The organism is Methylobacterium sp. 4-46 (assembly GCF_000019365.1).
In the GTDB taxonomy this organism is placed as follows: Bacteria; Pseudomonadota; Alphaproteobacteria; order Rhizobiales; family Beijerinckiaceae; genus Methylobacterium.
Genome location: NC_010511.1, coordinates 1,440,419 through 1,461,197, shown reverse-complemented (window position 1 = coordinate 1,461,197; position 20,779 = coordinate 1,440,419). Strand labels below are relative to the sequence as shown.

Genomic DNA, 20,779 nt, shown 5'->3' with positions numbered 1-20,779 from the left:
GTTGGTCTTCTCGGGGGGTCGGTTCAGCCGAGGTCGCCCCCCGCCACCGGCAGGGTGACGCCGGTGACGTAGGAGGCCTCGTCGGAGGCGAGGAACAGGATGGCGGCGGCCTGCTCGGCCGCGGTGCCGTAGCGGCCCATCAGGCTCGACGCCTTGGTCTGGGCCACCACCTCGGCGATCCAGGCGCGCTCCTGCTCGCCCGGCGGCGCGGGATTGCGCGGGATGCGCCGGGGCGGCGCCTCGGTGCCGCCGGGCGCGACCGCGTTCACCCGGATGCCGTGGGCGGCGTATTCCCAGGCGAGGCAGGCGGTGAGCGCGTTCACCCCGCCCTTGGCGGCCGCGTAGGGCACGCGGTTCACGCCCCGCGTCGCGACCGACGAGACGTTGACGATGCTGCCGCCCCCGGCGGCGAGCAGGTGCGGCAGCGCCGCCCGGCAGCACCACAGGGTCGGGAAGAGCGAGCGCCGGATCTCGGCCTCGACCTCGTGGGCCGCGTAATGGGCGAAGGGCTTGAACCAGATCGAGCCGCCCACATTGTTGACGAGCACGTCGAGCTGCCCGAACGCCTCGACCGCCGCCGCCATCACGGCCTCGCAGGGCTCGGAGGCCTCGACGTCGGCGAGACGGACCGCCGCCGTCGCGCCGAGGTCGCGGCACTCCGCGGCGGTCTCCTCGACGATCTCCGAGCGGTCGGTGAGGAGGAGGGCGGCGCCCTCGCGGGCGAGCCGCAGCGCCACCTCGCGGCCGATGCCCTGCGCGGCGCCCGTGACCACCGCGGCCTTGCCCGCGAAGCGCCCGGGCGTGTGGATGTCCCGGCTCATGCCGCGCCTCCCGCTCCGCTCGCCGCGAACTTCTCGTAGTGGAAGCTCGCGGGCGTCACGCCCCGCTCGGACAGGCTGCGGCGCACCGCGTCGACCATGGCGGGCGGGCCGCACAGGTAGGTGTCGACGTCGCCCCCGTTGAGGTGCTCGGGCGCGAGGTGCTCGGTGACGTAGCCCTTCCTCGGATGCGCGCTGTCGGGGGAGGCGACGCAGGTGGCGAAGCTGAAGCCCGGGATGGCGGCGGCGGCCTTCTCCAGCGCCTCGACCTCCACGAGGTCGGCGTCGTGCGTCACCCCATAGACGAGGTGGACCGGGTGCGGGCTGCCGCCCTCGGCGATCCTGCCCAGCATGGACAGGAAGGGTGCGAGCCCGGTGCCGCCGGCGAGCATCAGCACCGGCCGGCGGATCTCGCGCAGGTAGAAGCTGCCCGCGGGGCCGGTCAGGTCGAGGCTCGCGCCGGGCTTGGCAGCCTCCGCCAGGTAGGTGCTCATCAGCCCGCCCGGGATGTTGCGGATCAGGAACTCCGCCCGCGTGCCGCCCGGGGCCGAACTGAACGAGTAGGAGCGCTGCTGGCCGCTGCCCGGCAGCGCGATGTTGACGTACTGCCCCGGCAGGAAGCCGATCGGCTCGGGCGTCTCGACCGTGAGCCCGAAGGTGGTGTCGGACAGCCGCCGCACCGCCCCGATCGTGCCCTTGTGCGCGGCGCCGCCGGTCTTGCAGAGGTGCGAGGAGGCCGCGACCGCGAGCACGAGGTCGGTCCGCGGGCGCATCTGGCAGGCGAGGCCGTAGCCTTGGGCGGCCTCCTCGTCGGACAGCGCGTCCTCGATGTAGCTGCCCGGATCGAAGCGGCCGGACTCGCAGTGCACCCGGCAGGTGCCGCAGGCGCCGTCCCGGCAGTCGAGCGGGATGTTGATGCCGATCCGGTAGGAGGCGTCGGCCACCGTCTCGCCCGGCCGGCAGCCGACGAACCGGGTGACCCCGTCCTCGAAGTTGAGCGCGACAGTGTACATGACGGCGCCCTCCTCAGATATGATAGACGTCGATGACGTGGTGGATGTAGTCGTTCTTCAGAACGACCTTCTTCTTCTTGATCAGCGGGGTGCCGCCGCTATTGTCGAGCGTGTAGAACGACGTGCCGAAATGGGTGTCGACGGTCTTGTAGCGGTAGTTGAAGGTGAGCCAGTTGAAGCGCAGCCGGCAGGAGAGCTCGTCCTGCGCGAGGATCTCGACGTTCGAGATGTGGTGCGAGGTGCGCGGCTCCGGCAGGCTGGTGGCGCTGGAGCGCTCGGTGCGGATGCGGAAGACCCGGTCCTCCAGGCCGCCGCGGCTGTCGTAGTAGATCAGCGAGACCTCGCGCTGCGGGTCGGTGACGAGCTGGTCGTCGTCGTCCCAGGACGGCATCCAGAACTCGACGTCGGGGGCGTAGAGCGCGAGCCAGGCGTCGAAGTCGCGGTCGTCGAGGTAGCGGGCCTCGCGGTAGAGGAACTGCTGCACCTCTTCCAGGGTCAGGGTCATCGGGGTCTCCTGCGGGCGTGACGGGGCGTTCGGCGCCCGGGAGGGGCCGGTCCGTCGTCGATGGCGTTGGCTTGCGGACCCCTCCCGCGCGGACCGGGAGGGTTCGGGCGCGTCGCGCTACGGCAGGTGCCGGCGCATCGTCTCCATCCAGTAGCGGTGCTGGATCGCGAACAGGCCCTCGTCCTCGGTCCTGACGCCGCTGAGCAGCGGCTCGAGGCCGATCGCCCGCGCGCCCTCGTCGGCGCCCTCGATCCAGTGGGTGGCGCCCCGGCAGAGGTCGTTCCAGCGCGCCGCCCGGCCCTGGTAGCCGAGCTGGCAGGCCCGGAACTCCTCGAGGTCGTCCGGGGTCGCCATGCCGCTCGCGTTGAAGAAATCCTCGTACTGGCGGATGCGCCGGGCCCGCGCCTCGGGGGCCTCGCCCTTCGGGGCGATGCAGTAGATCGTCACCTCGGTCTTATCGACCGCGATCGGCCGGTAGGTGCGGATCTGCGACGAGAACTGGTCCATCAGGTAGACGTTCGGGTAGAGGCAGAGGTTGCGCGAGCGGCTGATCATCCAGTCCGCCATCGCCTGCCCGTGAGCCGCCGCCAGCTCCTCGCGCCGGTCCCAGTTCGGGCGGTCCTCCGGGTTGGCCCAGGTGGTCCAGAGCAGCAGGTGCCCGTGCGCGAAGGAGTAGAAGCCGCCGCCCTGCTTCGCCCAGCCGCCCGCATCCATCGCGCGGGTCTTGTCGACGACGTGGGTCTCCTTGCGGCGGCTCGTCGTGGCGGCGTAGTTCCAGTGCGTCGCGCTGACGTGGTAGCCGTCGGCGCCGTTCTCGGTCTGGAGCTTCCAGTTGCCGTCGAAGACGTAGGTCGAGGCGCCGCGCAGCACTTCGAGCCCGTCCGGCGACTGGTCGACGATCATGTCGATGATCCTCGTCGCCTCGCCGAGGTGCTCGGTGAGCGGCTTCACGTCCGGGTTGAGGCTGCCGAACAGGAAACCGCGGTAGCTCTCGAACCGGGCCACGGGCGTCAGGTCGTGCGAGCCGTCGCGGTTGAAGCTGTCGGGATAGCCCGCGCCCTCCGGGTCCTTGACCTTGAGCAGCCTGCCGCCGTTGCTGAAGGTCCAGCCGTGGAACGGGCAGGTGAAGGTCGCCTTGTTGCCGCGCCTGTGCCGGCAGATCATCGCGCCGCGATGGCTGCACGCGTTGACGAAGGCCTGGAGCTCGCCCTTGCGGTTGCGGGTGATGACCACCGGCTGGCGGCCCATATAGGTCGTGAAATAATCGTTCGGGTTCGGGATCTGGCTCTCGTGGGCCATGTAGATCCAGTTCCCCTCGAATATATGCCGCATCTCCAACTCGAAGATGTCGGGATCCGTGAAGATGTCGCGCCGGCAGCGATAGGTGCCCGTCTCGGGATTATCCTCAACCGCGGTCTCGACAATCTGATGCAGATCTTCCAGCACGACGTCCTCCTGGCCTCACGGGCGTGGCTCGGGAGCGAGCGGGATCGTTGCGGGTCCACGCGGGGCGCGGCCGGCTCGGATCGTCCTCTCACCTGCGCAGGAAGGGCGTGGCGCTCGATGGGCCGGATCGGCCGGGCCTCGCTCGCTCCTGGGCGTTTCCTCTTCTTCACGTTCTAGACAGGGGGCATTGCGGCGTCCAAGACCGATTGGGAACGAAAACATTCCTGGGAGGAATAAGTGGAGCTCCGGCACTTGCGCTACTTTGTGGCCGTCGCCCGCGAGCAGAGCTTCACGCGGGCTGCCGAGACGATGCACGTCGCCCAGCCCGCGCTGAGCAAGCAGATCCAGCAATTCGAGGACGAACTCGGCTTGTCCCTGATCGAGCGCGGGGCGCGGCCCTTGCGCCTGACCGAGCCGGGCCGGCTGATCTTCGAGCAGGCGCTGCAGATCCTTGAGCGAATGGACGACCTGCGCGAGACGGGCCGGCGCCTGCGCCTGACCGAGCGCAACCGCTTCCGGGTCGGGTTCGTGGCCTCGACCCTGTACGGCCGCCTGCCGGAGATCCTGCGCGGCTACCGGCTGAAGCGCCCGGACGTGGACCTGACGCTGCTCGAACTCCTGACGCTGGAGCAGATCGCGGCGCTCAAGGAGGGCCGCATCGACGTCGGGTTCGGCCGCATCGAGATCGAGGACCCGGCGATCGCGCGCGTGCTGCTGCGCAACGAGACGATGATCGTCGCCGTGCCGACGGCCTGGGACGCCGCCCGCCCGCCGGGGCCGCTGCGGCTGCGCGACCTCGCCGACACGCCGCTGATCATCTACCCGAAGAGCGCGCGCCCCAACAACGCCGACCGCATCCTGGCGCTGTTCCGCGACCACGCGGTGCGCCCTCCGGTGATCCACGAGGTGCGCGAATTGCAGACGGCGCTGGGCCTCGTGGCCGCCGAGGCGGGGGTGTGCGTCGTCCCCGCCTCCGTCGAGCGCCTCCGCCGCGACGGCGTCGCCTACCGGCCGCTGAACGAGGAGCGGGCCCTCATCCCCGTCATCATGAGCTACCGCAAGGACGATCCCTCACCGGAGATCCCCCTCATCCTGCAATGCGTCCGCGAGGACTACGCGCGCGAGGGATTGGCGTTCGGCGTCTAGTGTCCTGCGCCTGAAGTTTGCGGCAAAGGCGCATCATCTGTTTCAGGGTCGATTGTTCGCAGGCAGAAGCGTTTGACGCTGGCCAGGATGGCGTCGGCCGACTTCACCCAGCGGAACGGCTTGGGGTCGGCGTTCGTGGCCTGGATGAAGGCGCGGATGTCGCGTTCAAGTTCCTCCACCGAGCAGTGCACCCCACGCCGGATGGCTCGGTCGGTGAGCAGGCCGAACCACCGCTCGACCTGGTTGATCCACGAGGCCGAGGTCGGCGTGAAGTGCACGTGGTAGCGCGGGCGCTGCGCCAGCCAGTCGCGGATAAGCTTGGTCTTGTGCGTCGCCGAGGTGTCGAGCACCAGATGCACGTCGAGGTCGGCCGGCACGGTCGCCTCGATCTCGTCCAGGAAGCGGCGAAACGCGGGAGAAGCCGCCAGGACACGCTGCCGCGCAGCACGGACAGCACGGCATTCAGCATGGTGCGCACAGCATGCGTGCGCGGCCGTCCGCGCCGCGTGCGCGGCTCAAGGAGCGGCGCGAGGATCTCCCATTCGGCGTCGCTGAGATCGGTGGCATAATGCTGAGTGGTCATCTCACTCAGTTGGCCATCAGGCGATTTTCCAGACACCCTCTAGATGCTCACACAACCGAATACGAGCGAGCGCGGCTCTTGCAGCGAACCAAGGCCTGCGGCAAGGTGGTAACTTTCCGGATGTGCTCGGACATCTGGAAGGCGTGCTCCCCAACCTGAACGGTTGAAGCAAATGCGTGGCGCGAGCGGGCGATATCGATGTGGCGCTGCCGTAGCAAGCTGGTTCATTGTTGGCCAAATCTTTTGCGTACCTGCCCTTATGGCTCAGACTCACGAGCGAGCGCTCTTGACGAAGATCAGTGGCCGAGGCGACCCGCATACAATTGGCCTTACCACCGCAGCAGGTACCGACCAGTGGATCGCAAGTGATATTTCCGCCGTTATTGCCGACGGGCAGGAGACCGGCCCAAGAGGTGAGATGGCGTTGCGCGTAGCAGTAACGGTTGGCATGGGGGGAATTCAGGATATTCGTGATCTTTTGACAAAACCTGATGTCGACATGGCTATTGTTCCGGCTGTTTTGTTTGATTTTGTCCGAAATACTCAAGTAAGCAATGTCGTCTCACAGAAAATTGCCTATATCGTACCGCTCTACAAAGAAGAGTTGCATATAATTGCCGGACATAGCATCCAAAATATAGCTGATCTTTCTGGTAAAGCCGTTAACCTGGGAGTTTCGGGTGGCGCGACCGACATACTAGGGCGCGAACTTCTCAACAAAATGAATATTAGATTTTGGCCAGTTAATATAAGTCAGCAAGATGCACTGGAAAAAATTCGGGCCGGGGAACTCGCGGCCACCCTCACTATTGAGGGCAAGCCCCTGTCTTGGCTTTCGGAGTACAAAAGAGATGCAGGCTTTCATCTTGTTCCAATATCGACGTCGCTAGTTGCTGACGATATATACTCTCCGGCAGTTTTTACTGATGGCGACTACCCCAACCTTATTGCCCCTGGTAGCGCCATCGATACTGTCGCGGTATTGGCGGTATTGCTGGCGTATGATTGGCCAGAGCGAAGCAGCCGCCGTCTCCTGCTGCAAAATTTTGTCCACAAGTTCTTCTCGCATTTTGCCGAGCTTGCCACTGTGCCGAATCATCCAAAATGGAAAGAAGTCAACCTTAGTGCAGTCGTGCAGGGATGGAGGCGCTTTGGCCCGGCCGAGAATTGGCTTCGCCAGAACTCTGATGATAATTCCCAGGCAGGCTTTGTACAGTCAGGGGCAGCGCTTCGTTCGGACAAACAGCGGCAGAGAAAATGACAAGCTAGGTTAATTCATAGTGCCGGGGGAGCGGATCATGGCCATTTTGCAGCTTGTGTTTTCTGGAGCTCTGTCGATTATTTCCTGTGTTGGTGCCCAGGAAAGGCAAGTATGTATAAAAAATCACGACCTGATCGCACAAGATTCCGATTGGGCGCAGTTAAAACCGAAGGCAAAATTGGTTCGTTCTGGAATGAGTAGCGACCGAAAGCCCCGCTGGTCGCGCAAGAGACAGAATGAACGCAAGGTGAGCGAGCAACAGGGTTATAGGAAAGTGAGTTCCCTGGTGAATCTGCCTGGCTTTTTGCCGGGGATCGGAGCGCTGTACGTCAAGCCCGGGACTCTGCCGGCGGGTCCTTTCCGCGCATTCGATCGACACGATCGGTTGGTAAGTACAATCTATATGATTCCTACTGAGGATTTCCAAAACAAAAAGGCGTTCGATTTAAAAGGTGCTGCCGGAAAGGCGGATCATATTACAATTTATTTCAACGCGGGTCATCCTGGTGTTGAAGTTCCACACTATCATATAGTCGTATGGCATGTTAGCAAAAAAGAAGAGGCACGCGTGGCGCGGTAGATCAAGAAATTTTAGATGTTGTGCCTAGAGAACATCTGACAGTTCATGTCTTGGATGTGCGGTGACAAAGCATGGCCGAGATGCGCCACTTCCAGACGTTGGCTCCCAGGTAATTACCCAGGAGGTTTGGGGCAGTTTACGAGCCGGCTGAGCTTGTCTGCGATGAGGTGGTCGGCGCGAGAGGCAATCAGGCGCCGATGGTCTCGAGGATGATACCGAAGGTGTTAGCACCCGAGAGGCGGGCGGTGTCGACGACCGTGCGCACGTCCGCCTTACCCGCGGCCCCCCACATGGCCCGGTGGCCGTTCGTCACTTTTTGCTGCACCAGGCCGGGCGCAGGGCTCGCTCACACCCGTTGTTGGTGACCTCCACGCGGCCGGGATGGGCGAGCAAGACCAAGAGTTGATCGCGGGCTCGCCCGATCTTGGCTTGCAGCGCGCGGGTCAGATCGCACCGGCTCGGGGCGGATAGGGTGTCGGACAGTTGCCGTTCCAGCGCCCGGCGCTTGGCCGTAGAGCGGCACCCGGTTGCAAGGTGATCGGGTGCCGCTCTCGATCTTTGATCTTGCCGCATTTTCTGCGACGAACCGGCATCCACTTCGTCGGAAAATGCTCTAGAGCAGGCCTCGCTCGGGCCGAGACGGTTCCCGATCGCCGGGTTCAGCACCGCCGTGCCGCCGAGACCGGCCGCCCCGACGCCGAGTTCCCGCTCCCGTCGTCCGGGGAAACGGGAGCCGTGACCCCGGGCGCGCGATCACCGGGACGCCGTCCGACGCCATCCCGCGCATCGGTACGGGACGCCGGAAGCCGGGATCGCCCTCACGCTCGGCGCAAATCTCGGCGGATCGGGCGCAATCGCATCATCCGCCATCCAGTTGACGGCTTCGCCATCTCCCCTTTCGGCCATGCGGATTTGGGCGTCGCTCAGGCGCCGCGCAGGCTCGTGATCCGGGATCCGCTTGATCAAGCGGATCCCGGATCACTCCTCCGTCGCGCCGCCGTCCGGGGCCATGAAGGCGAAGTCGCAGCCCTCGTCGGCCTGCGTGACCGTGTCGTGGAACAGGCGGGCGTAGCCGCGCCGCGCCCAGGCCGGGCGCGGGGCTTCGGGCAGGGCGGCCTGCCGGCGCGCCAGCTCCGCCTCGTCCACCAGGAGGTCGATGCGCCGCCCGGCCACGTCGAGGCGGATCGCGTCGCCCGTGCGCACCAGCGCGAGCGGGCCGCCCACCGCCGATTCCGGCGTGACGTGGAGCACGATCGTGCCGAAGGCGGTGCCGCTCATCCGGGCGTCGGAGATCCGCACCATGTCCTTGACGCCCTGCCGGGCGAGCTTCTTCGGGATCGGCAGGTAGCCGGCCTCCGGCATCCCGGGCGCGCCCTTCGGGCCGGCATTGCGCAGGACCAGCACGTCGTCGGCCCCGACGTCGAGGTCCGGCGCGTCGATCCGCGCCGCCATGTCGGGGATCGACTCGAACACCACGGCCCGGCCGGTGTGCTGCAGGAGCCGCGGGCTCGCCGCCGCGTGCTTGATCAGCGCCCCGCGCGGCGCGAGGTTGCCGCGCAGCACCGCGAGACCGCCCGCCGCCTTGATCGGGTCGGCGGGCGAGCGGATGACGGTCTGGCCCGGCACCTCCTCGGCCGCCGCCACCACGTCGCGCAGGCAGCCGCCCGCCACGGTCGGGGCGTCGAGGTCGATGAGGTCGCCGAGTTCGCGCAGGAGCTTCGGCACACCGCCGGCGTGGTGGAAATGCTCCATGTAATGCGCGCCGGAGGGCTTGAGGTCGACCAGGACCGGCACCTCGCGCCCGACCGCGTCGAAGGCGTCGAGGTCGATCCTCGCCCCGACCCGGTTCGCCATCGCGGTGAGGTGGATGAGCCCGTTCGTCGAGCCGCCGATCGCCTGCAGCACCACCTGCGCGTTGCGCAGGCTCGCGGGCGTCAGGAGCGCGCTCGGGCGGGGCCCGCCCGCCACCGCCATCGCGGCGGCGCGGCGGCCGCTCGCCTCGGCGAGGCGCACCCGCTCGGCATGCGGCGCCGGGATCGTGCCCGCGTAGGGCAGGGCGAGGCCCATCGCCTCGATCATGCAGGCCATGGTGGAGGCCGTGCCCATCACCATGCAGGTGCCGACCGAGGGGGCGAGCCGCCCGTTCACCACCTCGATCTCGGCCTCGTCGATCTCGCCGGCCCGGTGCGCGGCCCAGAGCCGGCGGCAATCCGTGCAGGCGCCCAGCACCTCGCCCTTGTGGTGCCCGACCACCATCGGGCCGACCGGGATCACCACGGTCGGCAGGTCCACGCTCGCCGCGGCCATGATCTGGGCCGGCAGGGTCTTGTCGCAGCCGCCGATCACGATGACGGCGTCCATCGGCTGGGCGCGGATCATCTCCTCGGTGTCCATCGCCATCAGGTTGCGCAGGAACATCGAGGTCGGGTGGGCGAAGCTCTCGTGGATCGAGATGGTCGGGAACACCATCGGCATGGCGCCCGCCAGCATCACGCCGCGCTTGGCCGCCTCGATCAGGGCCGGGGCGTTGCCGTGGCAGGGATTGTAGTCACTGAAGGTGTTGGTGATGCCGACGATCGGCCGGTTCAGCGCGTCGTCGGAATAGCCCATGGCCTTGATGAAGGCCTTGCGCAGGAACAGCGAGAAGCCCGCGTCGCCGTAGCTCGTGAGCCCCTTGCGCAACCCCTTGCCCGCGTCGCCGGCCATCCCGCTCCTCCCCGCTCCGTCGCCCGTCCGCTTCTACGACGGCCCGGTGCATTGTCAATAAAACCGCCGCGTCAACGCCGATCTACCGGTCTTCACGGCCAATCAGGCGGTTCGTTATTGACAATGTCCCGGCAACCTGATCCCTTGCCGCGCAACGACAAGGTGGCCGTGAGGAGCGCCGCATGGGACGAGGGAGGGTGGCCGCGCTGGTCCTCGGGGCCGCGCTGGCGGCCGGCGGCGCGCGGGCCGCGGAGCCGACGCAGATCACCATGTGGTCGAACTGGCCCGACGAGCCCGCCAAGCGCGAGTGGGTGAGCGCCCGGGTCAAGGAATTCGAGGCCGCGAATGCCCAGTGCCGGGTGAAGCTGAGCTTCATCCCCAAGGCCGACATCTACACGCAGGCCAAGTCCGCCGTGCGCACCGGTCAGGCGCCGGACGTCTTCTACATGGAGCCGGACCAGCCCGAATTCCTGCAGGGCGGCTTCCTCGAACCGCTCGAGACCCGCGTCGACACGGGGGCGATCGAGGAATGGGCGAAGCCCGCCTGGACCGCGAAGGGCCACCTCTACGGCCTGCCGGTCGAGGCCTACACGGTCGAACTCTACTACAACCGGGATCTCGTCAGGAAGGTCGGCGTCGCGGTGCCGGAATCCGGCCAGCTGACGCAGGGCGCCTTCGCCGACCTCGTCAGGAAGGGCGTGGCCGCGGGCGTGACGCCCGTGGCGCAGGGCGTCGGCGACCGGCCCTTCCCGGGCGGCCTGCTGCTGTTCGAGTCGCTGCTGCGCAAGCTCGGGACCGAGGATTACGGCAAGCTCCTCAGCGGGGACCTGTCCTTCCGCGATCCCCGGGTCCTCGCGGTGATGACGTGGTTCAAGGACCTGGTCGATGCCGGGGCCTATCCGAAGAGCTTCTCGACCCTGAAGCTCGGGGAGTCGCACTACTACTTCTACCAGAAGCCCGGCGCGCTGGTTTTCCCCGACCCGAGCTGGTTCACCGGCCGCGCCTTCGCGCCGCCGGAGAGCGGCGGCATGCCGGCGGATTTTCCCCTCGGCATCATGCAGTTCCCGGCCATGGACGAGGGCCGGTGCCCGACCTGCAAGACGCTCTCGGTCGCGGGCAGCTTCGTGGTCTACGCGCGCAGCCGCAACAAGGACTGCGCCGGCGCGCTGCTCAGGTCCATCGGCAGCGTCGAGAACGGCACCAAGTGGATGGAGCAGGTCTCGCTCCAGACCGGCCTCAAGTCCGACCCGAGCCGGATCAAGTCCGCCCACGAGGATTATTTCCGCCAGCTGCAGGCCCGCAACCAGGGCGTGACGTACTTCTTCGGCACGCCGCTGTTCCACTACCGGGCGAAGTGCGCCGAGACCTACACCCAGGTGATCAATAACGCGCTGCCGGCCGGGCTGATCTCCGTGAAGGACGCGGCCGAGCGGATGGACGCCGCCTGCCACAAGGGAAGCTGAGGCGATGTCGGGCACGGCGGGCGTGGACGCGGCGGCGCCGGCCGCCCCGCCCGCGGCGGCGCGCGCGCGCGCCTTCGATCCCCGCCGGGCGAGCCTGCCGGTGGTGGCGCTCTTCGTGGGGCCGGCGCTGGCGGTCTATGCCGGGCTCACCGCCTACCCGGCCATCCGGACCTTCTACGACAGCTTCTTCACCATCGAGGGGATGGAGCGCCAAGCGGTCGGCCTCGCGAATTACCGCGACCTCCTCGCCGACGAGACCTTCTGGGTCGCGGTGCGCAACACCTTCGTGTGGGCCTTCGCGGCGCCGGTCCTCGACGTCGCCACCGGGCTGCTCCTCGCGCTCGCCCTCTACGCGGGCGTGCCCTTCGGGAGATTCCTGCGGGTGGCGTGGTTCGCCCCCGTGCTGCTCTCCTACGTGGTCGTCGCGATCCTGTGGATGTGGATCTACAACTACGATTGGGGGGTGGTGAACGTGGCGCTGCGGGCGCTCGGCCTCGACGCGCTCACCCGCTCCTGGCTCGGCGACCCCGCCACCGCGCTCGCCGCGCTCATCGTCACGCATGCGTGGAAATGGGCGGGGTTCAACATGGTGGTCTGCCTCGCCGCCATCCACGCGCTGCCCTCCGAGGTGCTGGAGGCGAGCGAGCTCGACAATTGCGGCTGGGGCGCCAAGCTGCGCCACATCATCGTACCGATGCTGCGCCCGACGCTGCTCAACCTCTACGTCCTCGCCTTCATCGGCAAGATGAAGGTGTTCGACCTCGTCTGGATCATGACCGGAGGCGGCCCGCTCTGGGCGACCGAGACGGTCTCGACCTACGTCTACAAGCGCGCGTTCAACTGGAACACCTTCGATCTCGGCTACCCGTCCGCCATCGCGGCGGTGTGGTTCGGCGTCGTCTGCGCCTGCGTGCTGGTGCTCAACCGGCTGTTCAGATCCTCGGAGAGGCTGGAGTACTGACGTGGCGTCCGCTCGGCTGTTCGGGCGCGGGGCGCTCGGCCTCGTCATCGCCCTCTACTCGCTCTACACGTTCGGCCCCTTCCTGTGGCTCGCCACCATGTCGGTGCGCACCACCGGCGAGATCTCGGCCGACCACTACGCCTGGCCGAGCCCGGTGCACTGGGAGCAGTTCCGGATCGCCTGGGTCGATTCCGACTTCGCCACCTATTTCTGGAACTCGTCCGCGGTCGTGGTCACGGCGGTCGCGGCCGTGACGCTGATCGGGGCGGCGGCGGCGCACGCGCTCGCGCGCTACCGCTTCCCCGGCAACCGCCTCATCTACGGCATCCTGTTCTCGTCGATCATCTTCCCGCCCCAGATCACCCTGATCTCGCTCTACCAGATCCTGGTCGATTACGGCCTCTACAACAGCCTCGCCGGGCTCACCGTCGTGTACGTCTCGCTGCAGCTGCCGCTCACCGTGTACCTGCTCGAAGGCTTCTTCGCGCGCATCCCGCAGGACCTGTTCGACGCGGCGCGGATGGACGGCTACGGCGAGGTCGAGATCTTCCGGCGCATCGTGCTGCCGGTCGGGATGCCGGCCATCGCCACCACGGTGATCCTCAACGTCATCCAGCTCTGGAACGAGTTCCTGTTCGCCGTGGTGCTGATCACCGACCCCGACAAGCGCACGCTGCCGGTCGGCATCCGCGCCTTCATGGGCGACCACTTCCAGGACATCGGCATGATCGCGGCCGGCGTGATGATCTCGGTGGTGCCGGTGATCCTCGCCTACGCGTTCTTCTCGGAAAAGCTGATCCGCGGCATGACCGCGGGCGCGGTCAAGTAGGAGCCCCGCATGGCCGTCGTCCGCCTCGACCGGATCAGCAAGCGCTACGGCGCGGGCGTCGTCGCCGTCGACGAGGTGGACCTCACGGTGGGCGACGGCGAGTTCATGGTCCTGCTCGGCCCCTCGGGCTGCGGCAAGTCGACGACGCTGCGGATGATCGCCGGCCTGGAGACGATCTCGTCGGGCACCCTCTCGGTGGACGGGCGGGTCGTCAACGACGTGCCGGCCAAGGACCGCGACATGGCGATGGTGTTCCAGTCCTACGCCCTCTACCCGCACATGAGCGTCTACGAGAACATGGCCTTCGGCCTGCGGCGGCGGCGCACGCCCGGCCCCGAGATCGAGCGGCGGGTGCGGCAGGCCGCCGAGATCCTGGGCCTCGTGCCGCTCCTCGCGCGCAAGCCCCACGCGCTCTCCGGGGGGCAGCGCCAGCGCGTCGCCCTCGGGCGCGCGATGGTGCGCGAGCCGATGGTGTTCCTGTTCGACGAGCCGCTCTCCAACCTGGACGCCGCCCTGCGGGTCAACACCCGCAACGAATTGATCAAGCAGCACCACCGCCTCGGCGCCACGATGATCTACGTCACCCACGACCAGGTCGAGGCCATGACCATGGGCACCCGCATCTGCGTGATGAATGGCGGGCGCGTGGCGCAGATCGGCGCGCCCCTCGACGTGTACTGGAACCCCGCCGACACCTTCGTGGCGCGATTCCTGGGCGCGCCGCCCATGAACCTGTTTCCGGCCCGGCTGGCGGAGGCGGGCGTGGCCGAGGCGGCGGTGACCGCCCCGCTGGCGCGCTGGCGGAGCGGCACGCTGGGGCCCGCCGGGCGCGAGATCGTGCTCGGGGTGCGGGCCGAGGACCTGCACCTCGACCGCGCCGCGGCCGGCGAGGCGGGCGGGAGCGTGCGCGGCCGGGTCGTCGCGGTCGAGCCCCTCGGGGCCGAGACGCTGCTCGTCGTCGAGGGGGAGGGCGGGGCCGAGTGCACCGCCCGCCTGCCGCGGGGCACCCGGGCGCGGGTCGACGAGGCGGTCGAGCTCCACTTCGCGGCCGACGCCGCCTACCTGTTCGACGCCGCGACCCGCCGGGCGATCCCCGCCGACGTGGCCCGCCGCCCGGAGGCGCTGCAGTGAGCGGGCTGCGGGTCGGGCTGGTCGGGGCGGGCTTCGTCACCCAGTATCACCTGCGCGCCTGGGCGGCCCTGCAGGGCCGCGCGCGCGTCGTCGCCGTCGCCGACCCGAGCGAGGCCCGTCGCGCCGCCCGGGCCGCGGAGTTCGGGATCCCCCGCACCTACGCGGACGCCGCCCGGATGCTGGCGGAGGGCGGGATCGACGCGGTGGACGTCGCGGTGCCGCGGGCCGCGCATGCCGACCTCGTGCGCCTCGCGGCCGCCCGCGGGCTGCCGGTCCTGTGCCAGAAGCCGCTCGCGCCGACGCTGCCCGAGGCCGAGGCGCTGGCGGCGGAGGTCGGCGGGCGCTGCCGCCTGATGGTGCACGAGAACTGGCGCTTCCGCGACACCTACCGGCAGGCGGCCGCGCTGCTGCGCGCGGGCGCGGTCGGCCGTCCCTTCGCGGCGCGGCTCACCGTGCTGACCAGCGGCACGCTGCCCGATGCCGACGGGCGCTACCCCGCCCTCGAGCGCCAGCCCTTCATGCGCGACGAGGCGCGCATGCTCACCGCCGAGGTGCTGATCCACCACCTCGACACCCTGCGCATGCTGCTCGGCCCCCTCACCGTCGCGGCCTGCGCGATGAGCCGCACCTGCGCGGCCCTGCGGGGCGAGGACAGCGCGCTCGTCCAGCTCGCGGGGGAGGGGGGCCTCGCCGTGCAGCTCTTCGCGAGCTTCGCGGCGCACGGCGCGCCGCCCGGCGCGGCGGACCGGCTCGAGATCTACGGGCCGGACGGGGCCCTGCACCTCGCCGGCGGCGACCTGACCCTCACGGCGCCCGAGGCGCGCACGGCGCCCGAGGCGCGCGAGGCGCCCGGCGAGGGGCGCGCGTGGCACTTCGATCCGGCCGCCACCTACCAGGGCTCCTACGACGCGGCGATCGCGCACTTCGTCGAGCGGCTCGCGGATGGCGGCCCGTTCGAGACCGCGCCGGAGGACAACCTCGCCACGCTCCGCCTCGTCGAGGAATGCTACCGCCTGGCCGGCCGCGGGGCGGCCCGGTGAGCGGCGCGCTGGCGGATCTCCTCGCCCCGCCGCGCGCGGGCGCCGAGGCGGTCGCGGCGCGCCTGGAGGAGGACATCATCTTCGGGCGCCTCGCCCCCGGAGCGCGCCTGACCGAGGATGCCCTGATGGCGCGCTACGGCGCCTCGCGCCACTTCGTGCGGCAGGCCCTGGTGGCGGTGGAGCGGCGCGGCATCGTGCGGCGGGAGAGGAACGTCGGCGCGACGGTGCGCTCCTACGCGGCCGAGGAGGTGCGCCAAATCTACGACGTGCGCGAGTTCCTCACCCGCGAGGCCGCGCTGCTGATCGGATTGCCGGCGCCGCCCGGGCTGCTCGCCGAGCTGCGCCGCCTGCAGGACGCCTATCGGCGCGAGGCCGAGAGAGGGGACCTCCTCGCCATCCACGGGGCCAACGACGCCTTCCACCTCGCGCTGTTCTCGGCCTGCGGCAACGCCTATTTGGTGCGCACCCTGCAGGATTACATGGCCCTGACCCTGCCGATGCGCGCCAAGAACCTCGCGGATGCGGAGGGTCTGCGCCTGTCGCTGAGCCAGCACGAGACGATGATCGAGCTGCTGCGCGGCCGCGACCGCTGGGCCTTCGCGCAATTGTGCGTCGACCACATGCGGTCGAGCAAGCTCGACTACCTCAGCCGGATCGCGCGCGGCCCTTCGGCGTAGGTCCCGCTCCGGCCCCGAGTCGGCCGCCGCGCCCGATTGCCGGAGCAGCCGAAGGGCCCGGCGGACGCGGTGGTCCATCGGCCGCAGCATCGGCGCGGCGTGCCGGTCCCGGCGGCGACGCGCGAGCGAGAGCGTCGGGGCGCCGATCAGGTCCTCGCGCGCCGCCGCGTCGGTGTCGTGGCAGGCCATGCGCTGGACCTTTCGGCCGCGCGCCCTCGGCGGGCCCGGCCCCGGTCCGTCAGGCCGGGGGCGGGCGGCCCGCGAGGTGGTCGGCGATCTTCTCGGCGACCATCATGGTCGGGACGTTGGTGTTGGCGCTCGGCAGGCTCGGCATCACGGAGGCATCGGCGACCGTCAGGCCGGCGACGCCGATCACGCCGCCGGCGGGGTCGACCACCGCCCCCGGATCCTGCGGATCGCCCATGCGGCAGGTGCCGCTCGCGTGCCAGACGCCGAAGACGAGGTCGCGCACGAGGTCCCGCAGGGCCGCCTCGTCCCCCACGACCTCGCCGAGCGCGACCCCGCCGGAGACGAGGCGCAGCATCCGCCGCCGCAGCGGGGCCGGGCCGTCGAGGAGGGCCGCCAGGAGCGCCGTGACGCGCCGGTTGCCCGGGCTGAACCGGCTGAGCCGCTTGATCGCCGGCGTGAAGCTCGCCGGGACGAGCGCCGCCGGGTCGGGGTTGAGGTGGGGCGAGACCACGCGCGCGACGAGGTCGCGCAGGCCGGCCGCCAGCCGGTCGAGGTCGCGCGGGTCGGAGAGGAGGTTGAGGTCGATGTCGGGATGGCCGGACGGGTCGGCCGGGTCGAGCCGCAGCCGCCCGACCGAGTGCGGCTGGTTCACCCACAGGAAGTAGAGGGCGAGGCGGGCCCCGAGCGCGTGCCAGCCGCCGCGGGCGGAGGCGGTGAGGTACATGTCGGAGGCGCTGCCGCCCGGCAGGCCGGAGGAGGAGCGCACCGCCAGGAAGCTCGCCCGGCGCTGGCTCGGCGGCAGCCGGAGCGGGCGGGGCAGGTACTGGGCCACCGTCAGGGCCGGATGGTCGCGCAGGTTCTCGCCCACCCCGGGCCGGTCGGCGACGACGGCGATCCCGCAGGCGCGCAGGTGCTCGGCCGGCCCGATCCCCGCCCGCAGGAGCAGCGCCGGCGATTGCAGCGCCCCGGCGCAGACCACGACCCGCCGCGCCGCGACCCGGTGCGGGCGCCCGCCGGGTCCGCGCAGCTGCGCGCCCGTGACCCGGCGCCCGTCGCGCGTGAGGGCGGTCACCCGGGTCTGCGCCGCGATGACGAGGTTGTCCCGCGCCCGGGTCTCGGCGTCCAGGTAGGCCGCCGCGGCGGAGACCCGGGCGTCGTCGCGGTTGGAGAAGGCGGGCGGGAAGAGGCCGTCCTCGAACTCGCCGTTCTGGTCGAGGCGCCGCGGCAGGCCGGTGGCGTCGAAGGCCCGCGCCACCGCCCGCGCGAAGGGCGGCCAGGCGGGTTCCAGGATGCGCCGGATCGGCACCGGGCCGTCCCGGCCGTGCAGCGGGCCGTCGCAGTCGAGGTCGGTCTCGAGCCGGCGGAAATAGGGCAGGACGTCGTCCCAGCCCCAGCCCGCCGCGCCCGCCTCCACCCAGGCCTCGTAGTCGCGGGGCAGGCCGCGATTGGCGGCCTGCACGTTGATGCTCGACGAGCCGCCCATCACCCGGCCCTGCTCGTAGGCGCGGCGCCGGACCCGCCCGTCCGCCCCGCGCGTCACGGCGGCGTCGAGGCCCGGCCAGATGTAGGTGTCGCCGAAGAACAGCGGCATCGGGTAGCTGTCGAGGATCTCGGCCGGCACGCGCCCGGGCGGCGTGTCGCGCCCCGCCTCGACGAGCAGGACGCGGCGGCCGGGATCGGCCGAGAGCCGGTTGGCCATGACGCAGCCGGCCGAGCCGCCGCCGACGATCAGGACGTCGACGGATGCGGGAAGGTCGGGCACGGCGCTCAGCCCGCGACCGCGTCGCGCCGATCGGCGACCGCGTCGCGCCAATCCGCGCCCGGCGCGATCACCGCCGCGAGGTCGACCTCGGCCTCGCCCGGCACGCGGATGCGCGTGAACTTCATGGGGGGCGCGTCCAGGGGGACCGTCGCGTCGAGCCCCATCTTGGCGCCGACGCCGTCGCGCGCCGAGGGGTCGAGCTTCGAGCCCTGCGCCTGCGCCACCACCACGAGGTCGCGGTCGGCCTGGAAGCGCGTGGCGACGGCCCACTCGACCTCCCCGGGATCGTGGATGTCGACATCCGTGTCGACCACCACCGCGTGCTTGATGTCGTAATGGGCCGCGAAGGCGCCGAGCAGCACGTTCTTGGCCTCGCCCTCCTGGATCTTGCGCAGCTTGACGTAGAGGTGATAGCGCCCGACCCCGCCGAGGGAGAGGTGGACGTCCTCGACGCCCGGGAAGCTGCGGCGCAGGGTGGCCAGGATCGTAGCCTCGCGCGGGATCGCGCCGAGCAGGAGGTGCTCCAGGCCGCCGCCCACGATCATGTGGAAGATCGGCCGGGCGCGATGGGTGACCGCGTCGACCTGCATGACGTGGCGCCTCGCCCGCTCGCCGTAATATTGCGGGAACTCGCCGAACGGGCCCTCGGGCTCGCGCACCTCCGGCAGGATCCGCCCCTCGATGACGATCTCGGCCTCGGCCGGCACGCGCACCGGATTGGTGAGGCACCTCACCACCGGCAGGGGCGCCCCCGTGAGGGCGCCCGCGATCTCCAGCTCGTCCTGCCCGAGCGGCACGATCGCCTGCGAGGCGAGGAGGCAGGCCGGGTCGACCCCCACGACCAGCGCCACGTCGAGCCCGCGGCCCGCGGCCTCCGCCCGCCGGTAGAAGTGGTCGGTGTGGCGGGGCAGGACTAGCACGCCGATGCGGTCCGGCCCGTTGATCTGGCAGCGCAGGATGGCGACGTTCTGCGCGCCGGTCTCGGGATCGCGCGAGATCATCAGCCCGGCCGAGATGTAGGGCCCCCCGTCGTGCTCGTTGAGCGTCGGCACGGGCAGGAGGCGCAGCAGGTCGATGCCGGCGCGGTGGACCACCTCCTGGGCCGGTCCCGTCTCCTGCTCGCGCCAGGGCAGCGGCGCCGCGCAGGCCTGCTGGAAATGCGAGACGAGGCGGTCCTCGCTCGTCCCGAGCGCCTCGGCCATCCAGGCCCGGCTCGACACCAGCCCCGACACGATGGTGCCGTCCTGCCCGCCGGGGCGGGGAAACAGGGTGGCGCTCCGCCCGTCCAGGCGGTTCGCCACCGCGGCGGCCTCGTGCCTCAGGCCGATTCCGGGCCGCGCCACGCTGAGCCGGCCGCTCTCGGCGAGGCGGCCGAGCCAGTCGCGCAGGGATCGGGCAGGGGCCTGCAGAATCATCGTCGCCTCCCGGTCGGGCGCTCCCGGGCGCCTCGTCCCGCCTGGTTAGGCGCTCCGCGTCGGGGACTGAAATAAGGATTGCTGATGGGGCGGATCAGGCCGTCTGAATTGCCCCGGCCGCGCCGGTATGATCTTGTCGCCGGACGTGTTTTTCGCCCGGCGCGAGGCCGGGCCCGCGCGTCCGGAAGTCTGGATTCCCGTCGGTGGATTTGCGTCAGATCTCCTACTTCGTCGCCCTGTTCGAGGAGGGCAGCGTGACGCGCGCCGCCCAGCGCATGAACGTGGTGCAGCCCGCGCTGAGCATGCAGATCGCCAAGCTGGAGCGGGAACTCGACCAGCGCCTGTTCGAGCGCCAGCCCAAGGCCATGGTGCCGACCGCGGCCGGCCGGATGCTGCACCGGCTGGTGCAGCCGATCCTGCGGGACGTGGCCGAGGCCCGGGCCGCCATGGCGCGGCTCGCCCAGAGCGTGTCCGGCCGGGTCACGGCGGGGATCCTGTCGTCGCTCTCGATGAGCGTGGTGCTGAGCGTGCTCGCGCGCTTCTCCGCCGCCTACCCGCAGGTCGAGCTCTCGCTGGCGGACGGCTATTCCAGCACCTTCATCGACGGGGTCGGCGACGGCAGCCTCGACCTCGCGGTGATCAACAAGCCGAACCGGCGCCTCGGCCTGATGATGGAGCCGCTCCTCGACGAGGAGATGGTGGTGGTCGGGGCGAGCGCGACGCCGCTGCCGATCCCGGTTCCGGTGCGCATGCGCGACCTCGTGGAGCTCGACCTCGTCCTGCCCTCGGCCCGGCACGGCCTGCGCCTCGAACTCGACCGGAGGGTCGGCGCGCAGGATGTCAGCCTCAGCCCGCAGATCGAGCTCGACCTTCCCTCGGCCATCGCCGACTTCGTCGCGCGCTCGGCGCGGTTCACGGTGCTGCCCAGCATCGCGGTGAGCCGGCAGCTCGCGGAGGGCTCGCTCAAGGCCTACCGGATCGTCGCGCCGCGCATCACCCGCCAGCTCGTCATCATCCATCACCCGAAGACCCCGCTGACGCAGGCCGCGACGCGCTTCGTCGAGATCCTCGCCGAGGAGCTCTCGGCGGCGGCGGCGGCGCTCCAGACCCACATCGTGGCGGGCCCCTGACCCGGCAGCGAGGTCCCGCTGATCGCGGCGATCAGCCATCCTTATTCGACAGCCGGCCGCGCCCGCTCCTAGGATCGCCCCCGACCCGGCGCGCGGGCGCGGGACGAGGCGGGGGGGACGGCAT

Annotated in this window: 17 protein-coding genes and 3 pseudogenes; 10 read left to right on the top strand and 10 right to left on the bottom strand. The window is 70.0% G+C overall.

The window, feature by feature from the left end:
- Positions 1 to 23: 23 nt before the first annotated feature.
- The 4 genes from M446_RS06280 to benA all read right to left on the bottom strand — a co-directional run bounded on the left by M446_RS06280 (position 24) and on the right by benA (position 3,782).
- Complete coding sequence (locus M446_RS06280; RefSeq protein ID WP_012331260.1) at positions 24 to 821, bottom strand: 1,6-dihydroxycyclohexa-2,4-diene-1-carboxylate dehydrogenase; 798 nt, start codon at positions 819 to 821, stop codon at positions 24 to 26.
- Entirely contained in the window at positions 818 to 1,831 is a 1,014-nt protein-coding gene (benC, locus tag M446_RS06275; RefSeq protein ID WP_012331259.1) for a benzoate 1,2-dioxygenase electron transfer component BenC, read from the bottom strand. The genes M446_RS06280 and benC overlap by 4 nt, the downstream gene beginning before the upstream one ends.
- Positions 1,832 to 1,844: 13 nt before the next feature.
- Positions 1,845 to 2,336, bottom strand: a complete 492-nt coding sequence (benB, locus tag M446_RS06270; RefSeq protein ID WP_012331258.1) for a benzoate 1,2-dioxygenase small subunit — start codon at positions 2,334 to 2,336, stop codon at positions 1,845 to 1,847.
- 117 nt (positions 2,337 to 2,453) lie between these two features.
- A complete protein-coding gene (benA, locus tag M446_RS06265) occupies positions 2,454 to 3,782 on the bottom strand; it encodes a benzoate 1,2-dioxygenase large subunit (RefSeq protein WP_012331257.1) in 1,329 nt (442 codons plus the stop codon).
- A gap of 237 nt (positions 3,783 to 4,019) precedes the next feature.
- On the opposite strand from benA, the gene M446_RS06260 reads away from it, so the two are divergent.
- Positions 4,020 to 4,928, top strand: a complete 909-nt coding sequence (locus M446_RS06260) for a LysR family transcriptional regulator (protein ID WP_012331256.1) — start codon at positions 4,020 to 4,022, stop codon at positions 4,926 to 4,928.
- On the opposite strand, the pseudogene M446_RS06255 reads toward M446_RS06260, so the two are convergent.
- A pseudogene (locus M446_RS06255) lies at positions 4,925 to 5,338 on the bottom strand (IS630 family transposase); the annotation flags it as partial. The gene M446_RS06260 and the pseudogene M446_RS06255 overlap by 4 nt on opposite strands.
- A 29-nt stretch (positions 5,339 to 5,367) precedes the next feature.
- Positions 5,368 to 5,511: pseudogene (locus M446_RS39625) on the bottom strand (transposase); the annotation flags it as partial.
- Between the two features lie 286 nt (positions 5,512 to 5,797).
- Here M446_RS39625 and M446_RS34860 point away from each other — a divergent pair.
- Positions 5,798 to 6,772 (top strand): TAXI family TRAP transporter solute-binding subunit, encoded by a 975-nt coding sequence (locus M446_RS34860; protein ID WP_265576546.1) that lies wholly within the window; start codon positions 5,798 to 5,800, stop codon positions 6,770 to 6,772.
- A gap of 37 nt (positions 6,773 to 6,809) precedes the next feature.
- Entirely contained in the window at positions 6,810 to 7,352 is a 543-nt protein-coding gene (locus tag M446_RS34855; protein WP_012331254.1) for a DUF5602 domain-containing protein, read from the top strand.
- 187 nt (positions 7,353 to 7,539) lie between these two features.
- Here M446_RS34855 and M446_RS36830 read toward each other — a convergent pair.
- A pseudogene (locus tag M446_RS36830) lies at positions 7,540 to 7,865 on the bottom strand (IS66 family transposase); the annotation flags it as partial.
- A 465-nt stretch (positions 7,866 to 8,330) separates the two neighbouring features.
- The gene (locus M446_RS06245) at positions 8,331 to 10,058 is read right to left on the bottom strand and encodes an IlvD/Edd family dehydratase (protein WP_012331253.1); all 1,728 of its coding nucleotides are present in this window, start codon (positions 10,056 to 10,058) and stop codon (positions 8,331 to 8,333) included.
- A 182-nt stretch (positions 10,059 to 10,240) separates the two neighbouring features.
- Here M446_RS06245 and M446_RS06240 point away from each other — a divergent pair, with 182 nt between their 5' ends.
- The 6 genes from M446_RS06240 to M446_RS06215 are packed head-to-tail and all read left to right on the top strand — an operon-like array spanning position 10,241 to position 16,159.
- Positions 10,241 to 11,521, top strand: a complete 1,281-nt coding sequence (locus M446_RS06240; protein WP_012331252.1) for an ABC transporter substrate-binding protein — start codon at positions 10,241 to 10,243, stop codon at positions 11,519 to 11,521.
- 4 nt (positions 11,522 to 11,525) lie between these two features.
- Positions 11,526 to 12,482 carry a carbohydrate ABC transporter permease gene (locus tag M446_RS06235; RefSeq protein ID WP_012331251.1) on the top strand — a complete coding sequence of 319 codons (957 nt, stop codon included), beginning with the start codon at positions 11,526 to 11,528 and terminating at the stop codon, positions 12,480 to 12,482.
- A 1-nt stretch (position 12,483) separates the two neighbouring features.
- Positions 12,484 to 13,311, top strand: a complete 828-nt coding sequence (locus M446_RS06230) for a carbohydrate ABC transporter permease (protein ID WP_012331250.1) — start codon at positions 12,484 to 12,486, stop codon at positions 13,309 to 13,311.
- Between the two features lie 9 nt (positions 13,312 to 13,320).
- Positions 13,321 to 14,442, top strand: coding sequence for an ABC transporter ATP-binding protein (locus M446_RS06225; protein WP_012331249.1), 1,122 nt, complete (start codon positions 13,321 to 13,323; stop codon positions 14,440 to 14,442).
- Complete coding sequence (locus M446_RS06220) at positions 14,439 to 15,482, top strand: Gfo/Idh/MocA family protein (RefSeq protein WP_012331248.1); 1,044 nt, start codon at positions 14,439 to 14,441, stop codon at positions 15,480 to 15,482. The genes M446_RS06225 and M446_RS06220 overlap by 4 nt, the downstream gene beginning before the upstream one ends.
- Positions 15,479 to 16,159 carry a GntR family transcriptional regulator gene (locus M446_RS06215; RefSeq protein WP_012331247.1) on the top strand — a complete coding sequence of 227 codons (681 nt, stop codon included), beginning with the start codon at positions 15,479 to 15,481 and terminating at the stop codon, positions 16,157 to 16,159. The genes M446_RS06220 and M446_RS06215 overlap by 4 nt, the downstream gene beginning before the upstream one ends.
- 238 nt (positions 16,160 to 16,397) lie before the next feature.
- Here M446_RS06215 and M446_RS06210 read toward each other — a convergent pair whose 3' ends face one another.
- The gene (locus M446_RS06210) at positions 16,398 to 18,110 is read right to left on the bottom strand and encodes a GMC family oxidoreductase (RefSeq protein ID WP_012331246.1); all 1,713 of its coding nucleotides are present in this window, start codon (positions 18,108 to 18,110) and stop codon (positions 16,398 to 16,400) included.
- A gap of 5 nt (positions 18,111 to 18,115) precedes the next feature.
- The gene (locus tag M446_RS06205; RefSeq protein WP_012331245.1) at positions 18,116 to 19,525 is read right to left on the bottom strand and encodes a UbiD family decarboxylase; all 1,410 of its coding nucleotides are present in this window, start codon (positions 19,523 to 19,525) and stop codon (positions 18,116 to 18,118) included.
- Positions 19,526 to 19,728: 203 nt separating this feature from the next.
- On the opposite strand from M446_RS06205, the gene M446_RS06200 reads away from it, so the two are divergent.
- Complete coding sequence (locus M446_RS06200; protein WP_012331244.1) at positions 19,729 to 20,655, top strand: LysR family transcriptional regulator; 927 nt, start codon at positions 19,729 to 19,731, stop codon at positions 20,653 to 20,655.
- Positions 20,656 to 20,779: the final 124 nt, after the last annotated feature.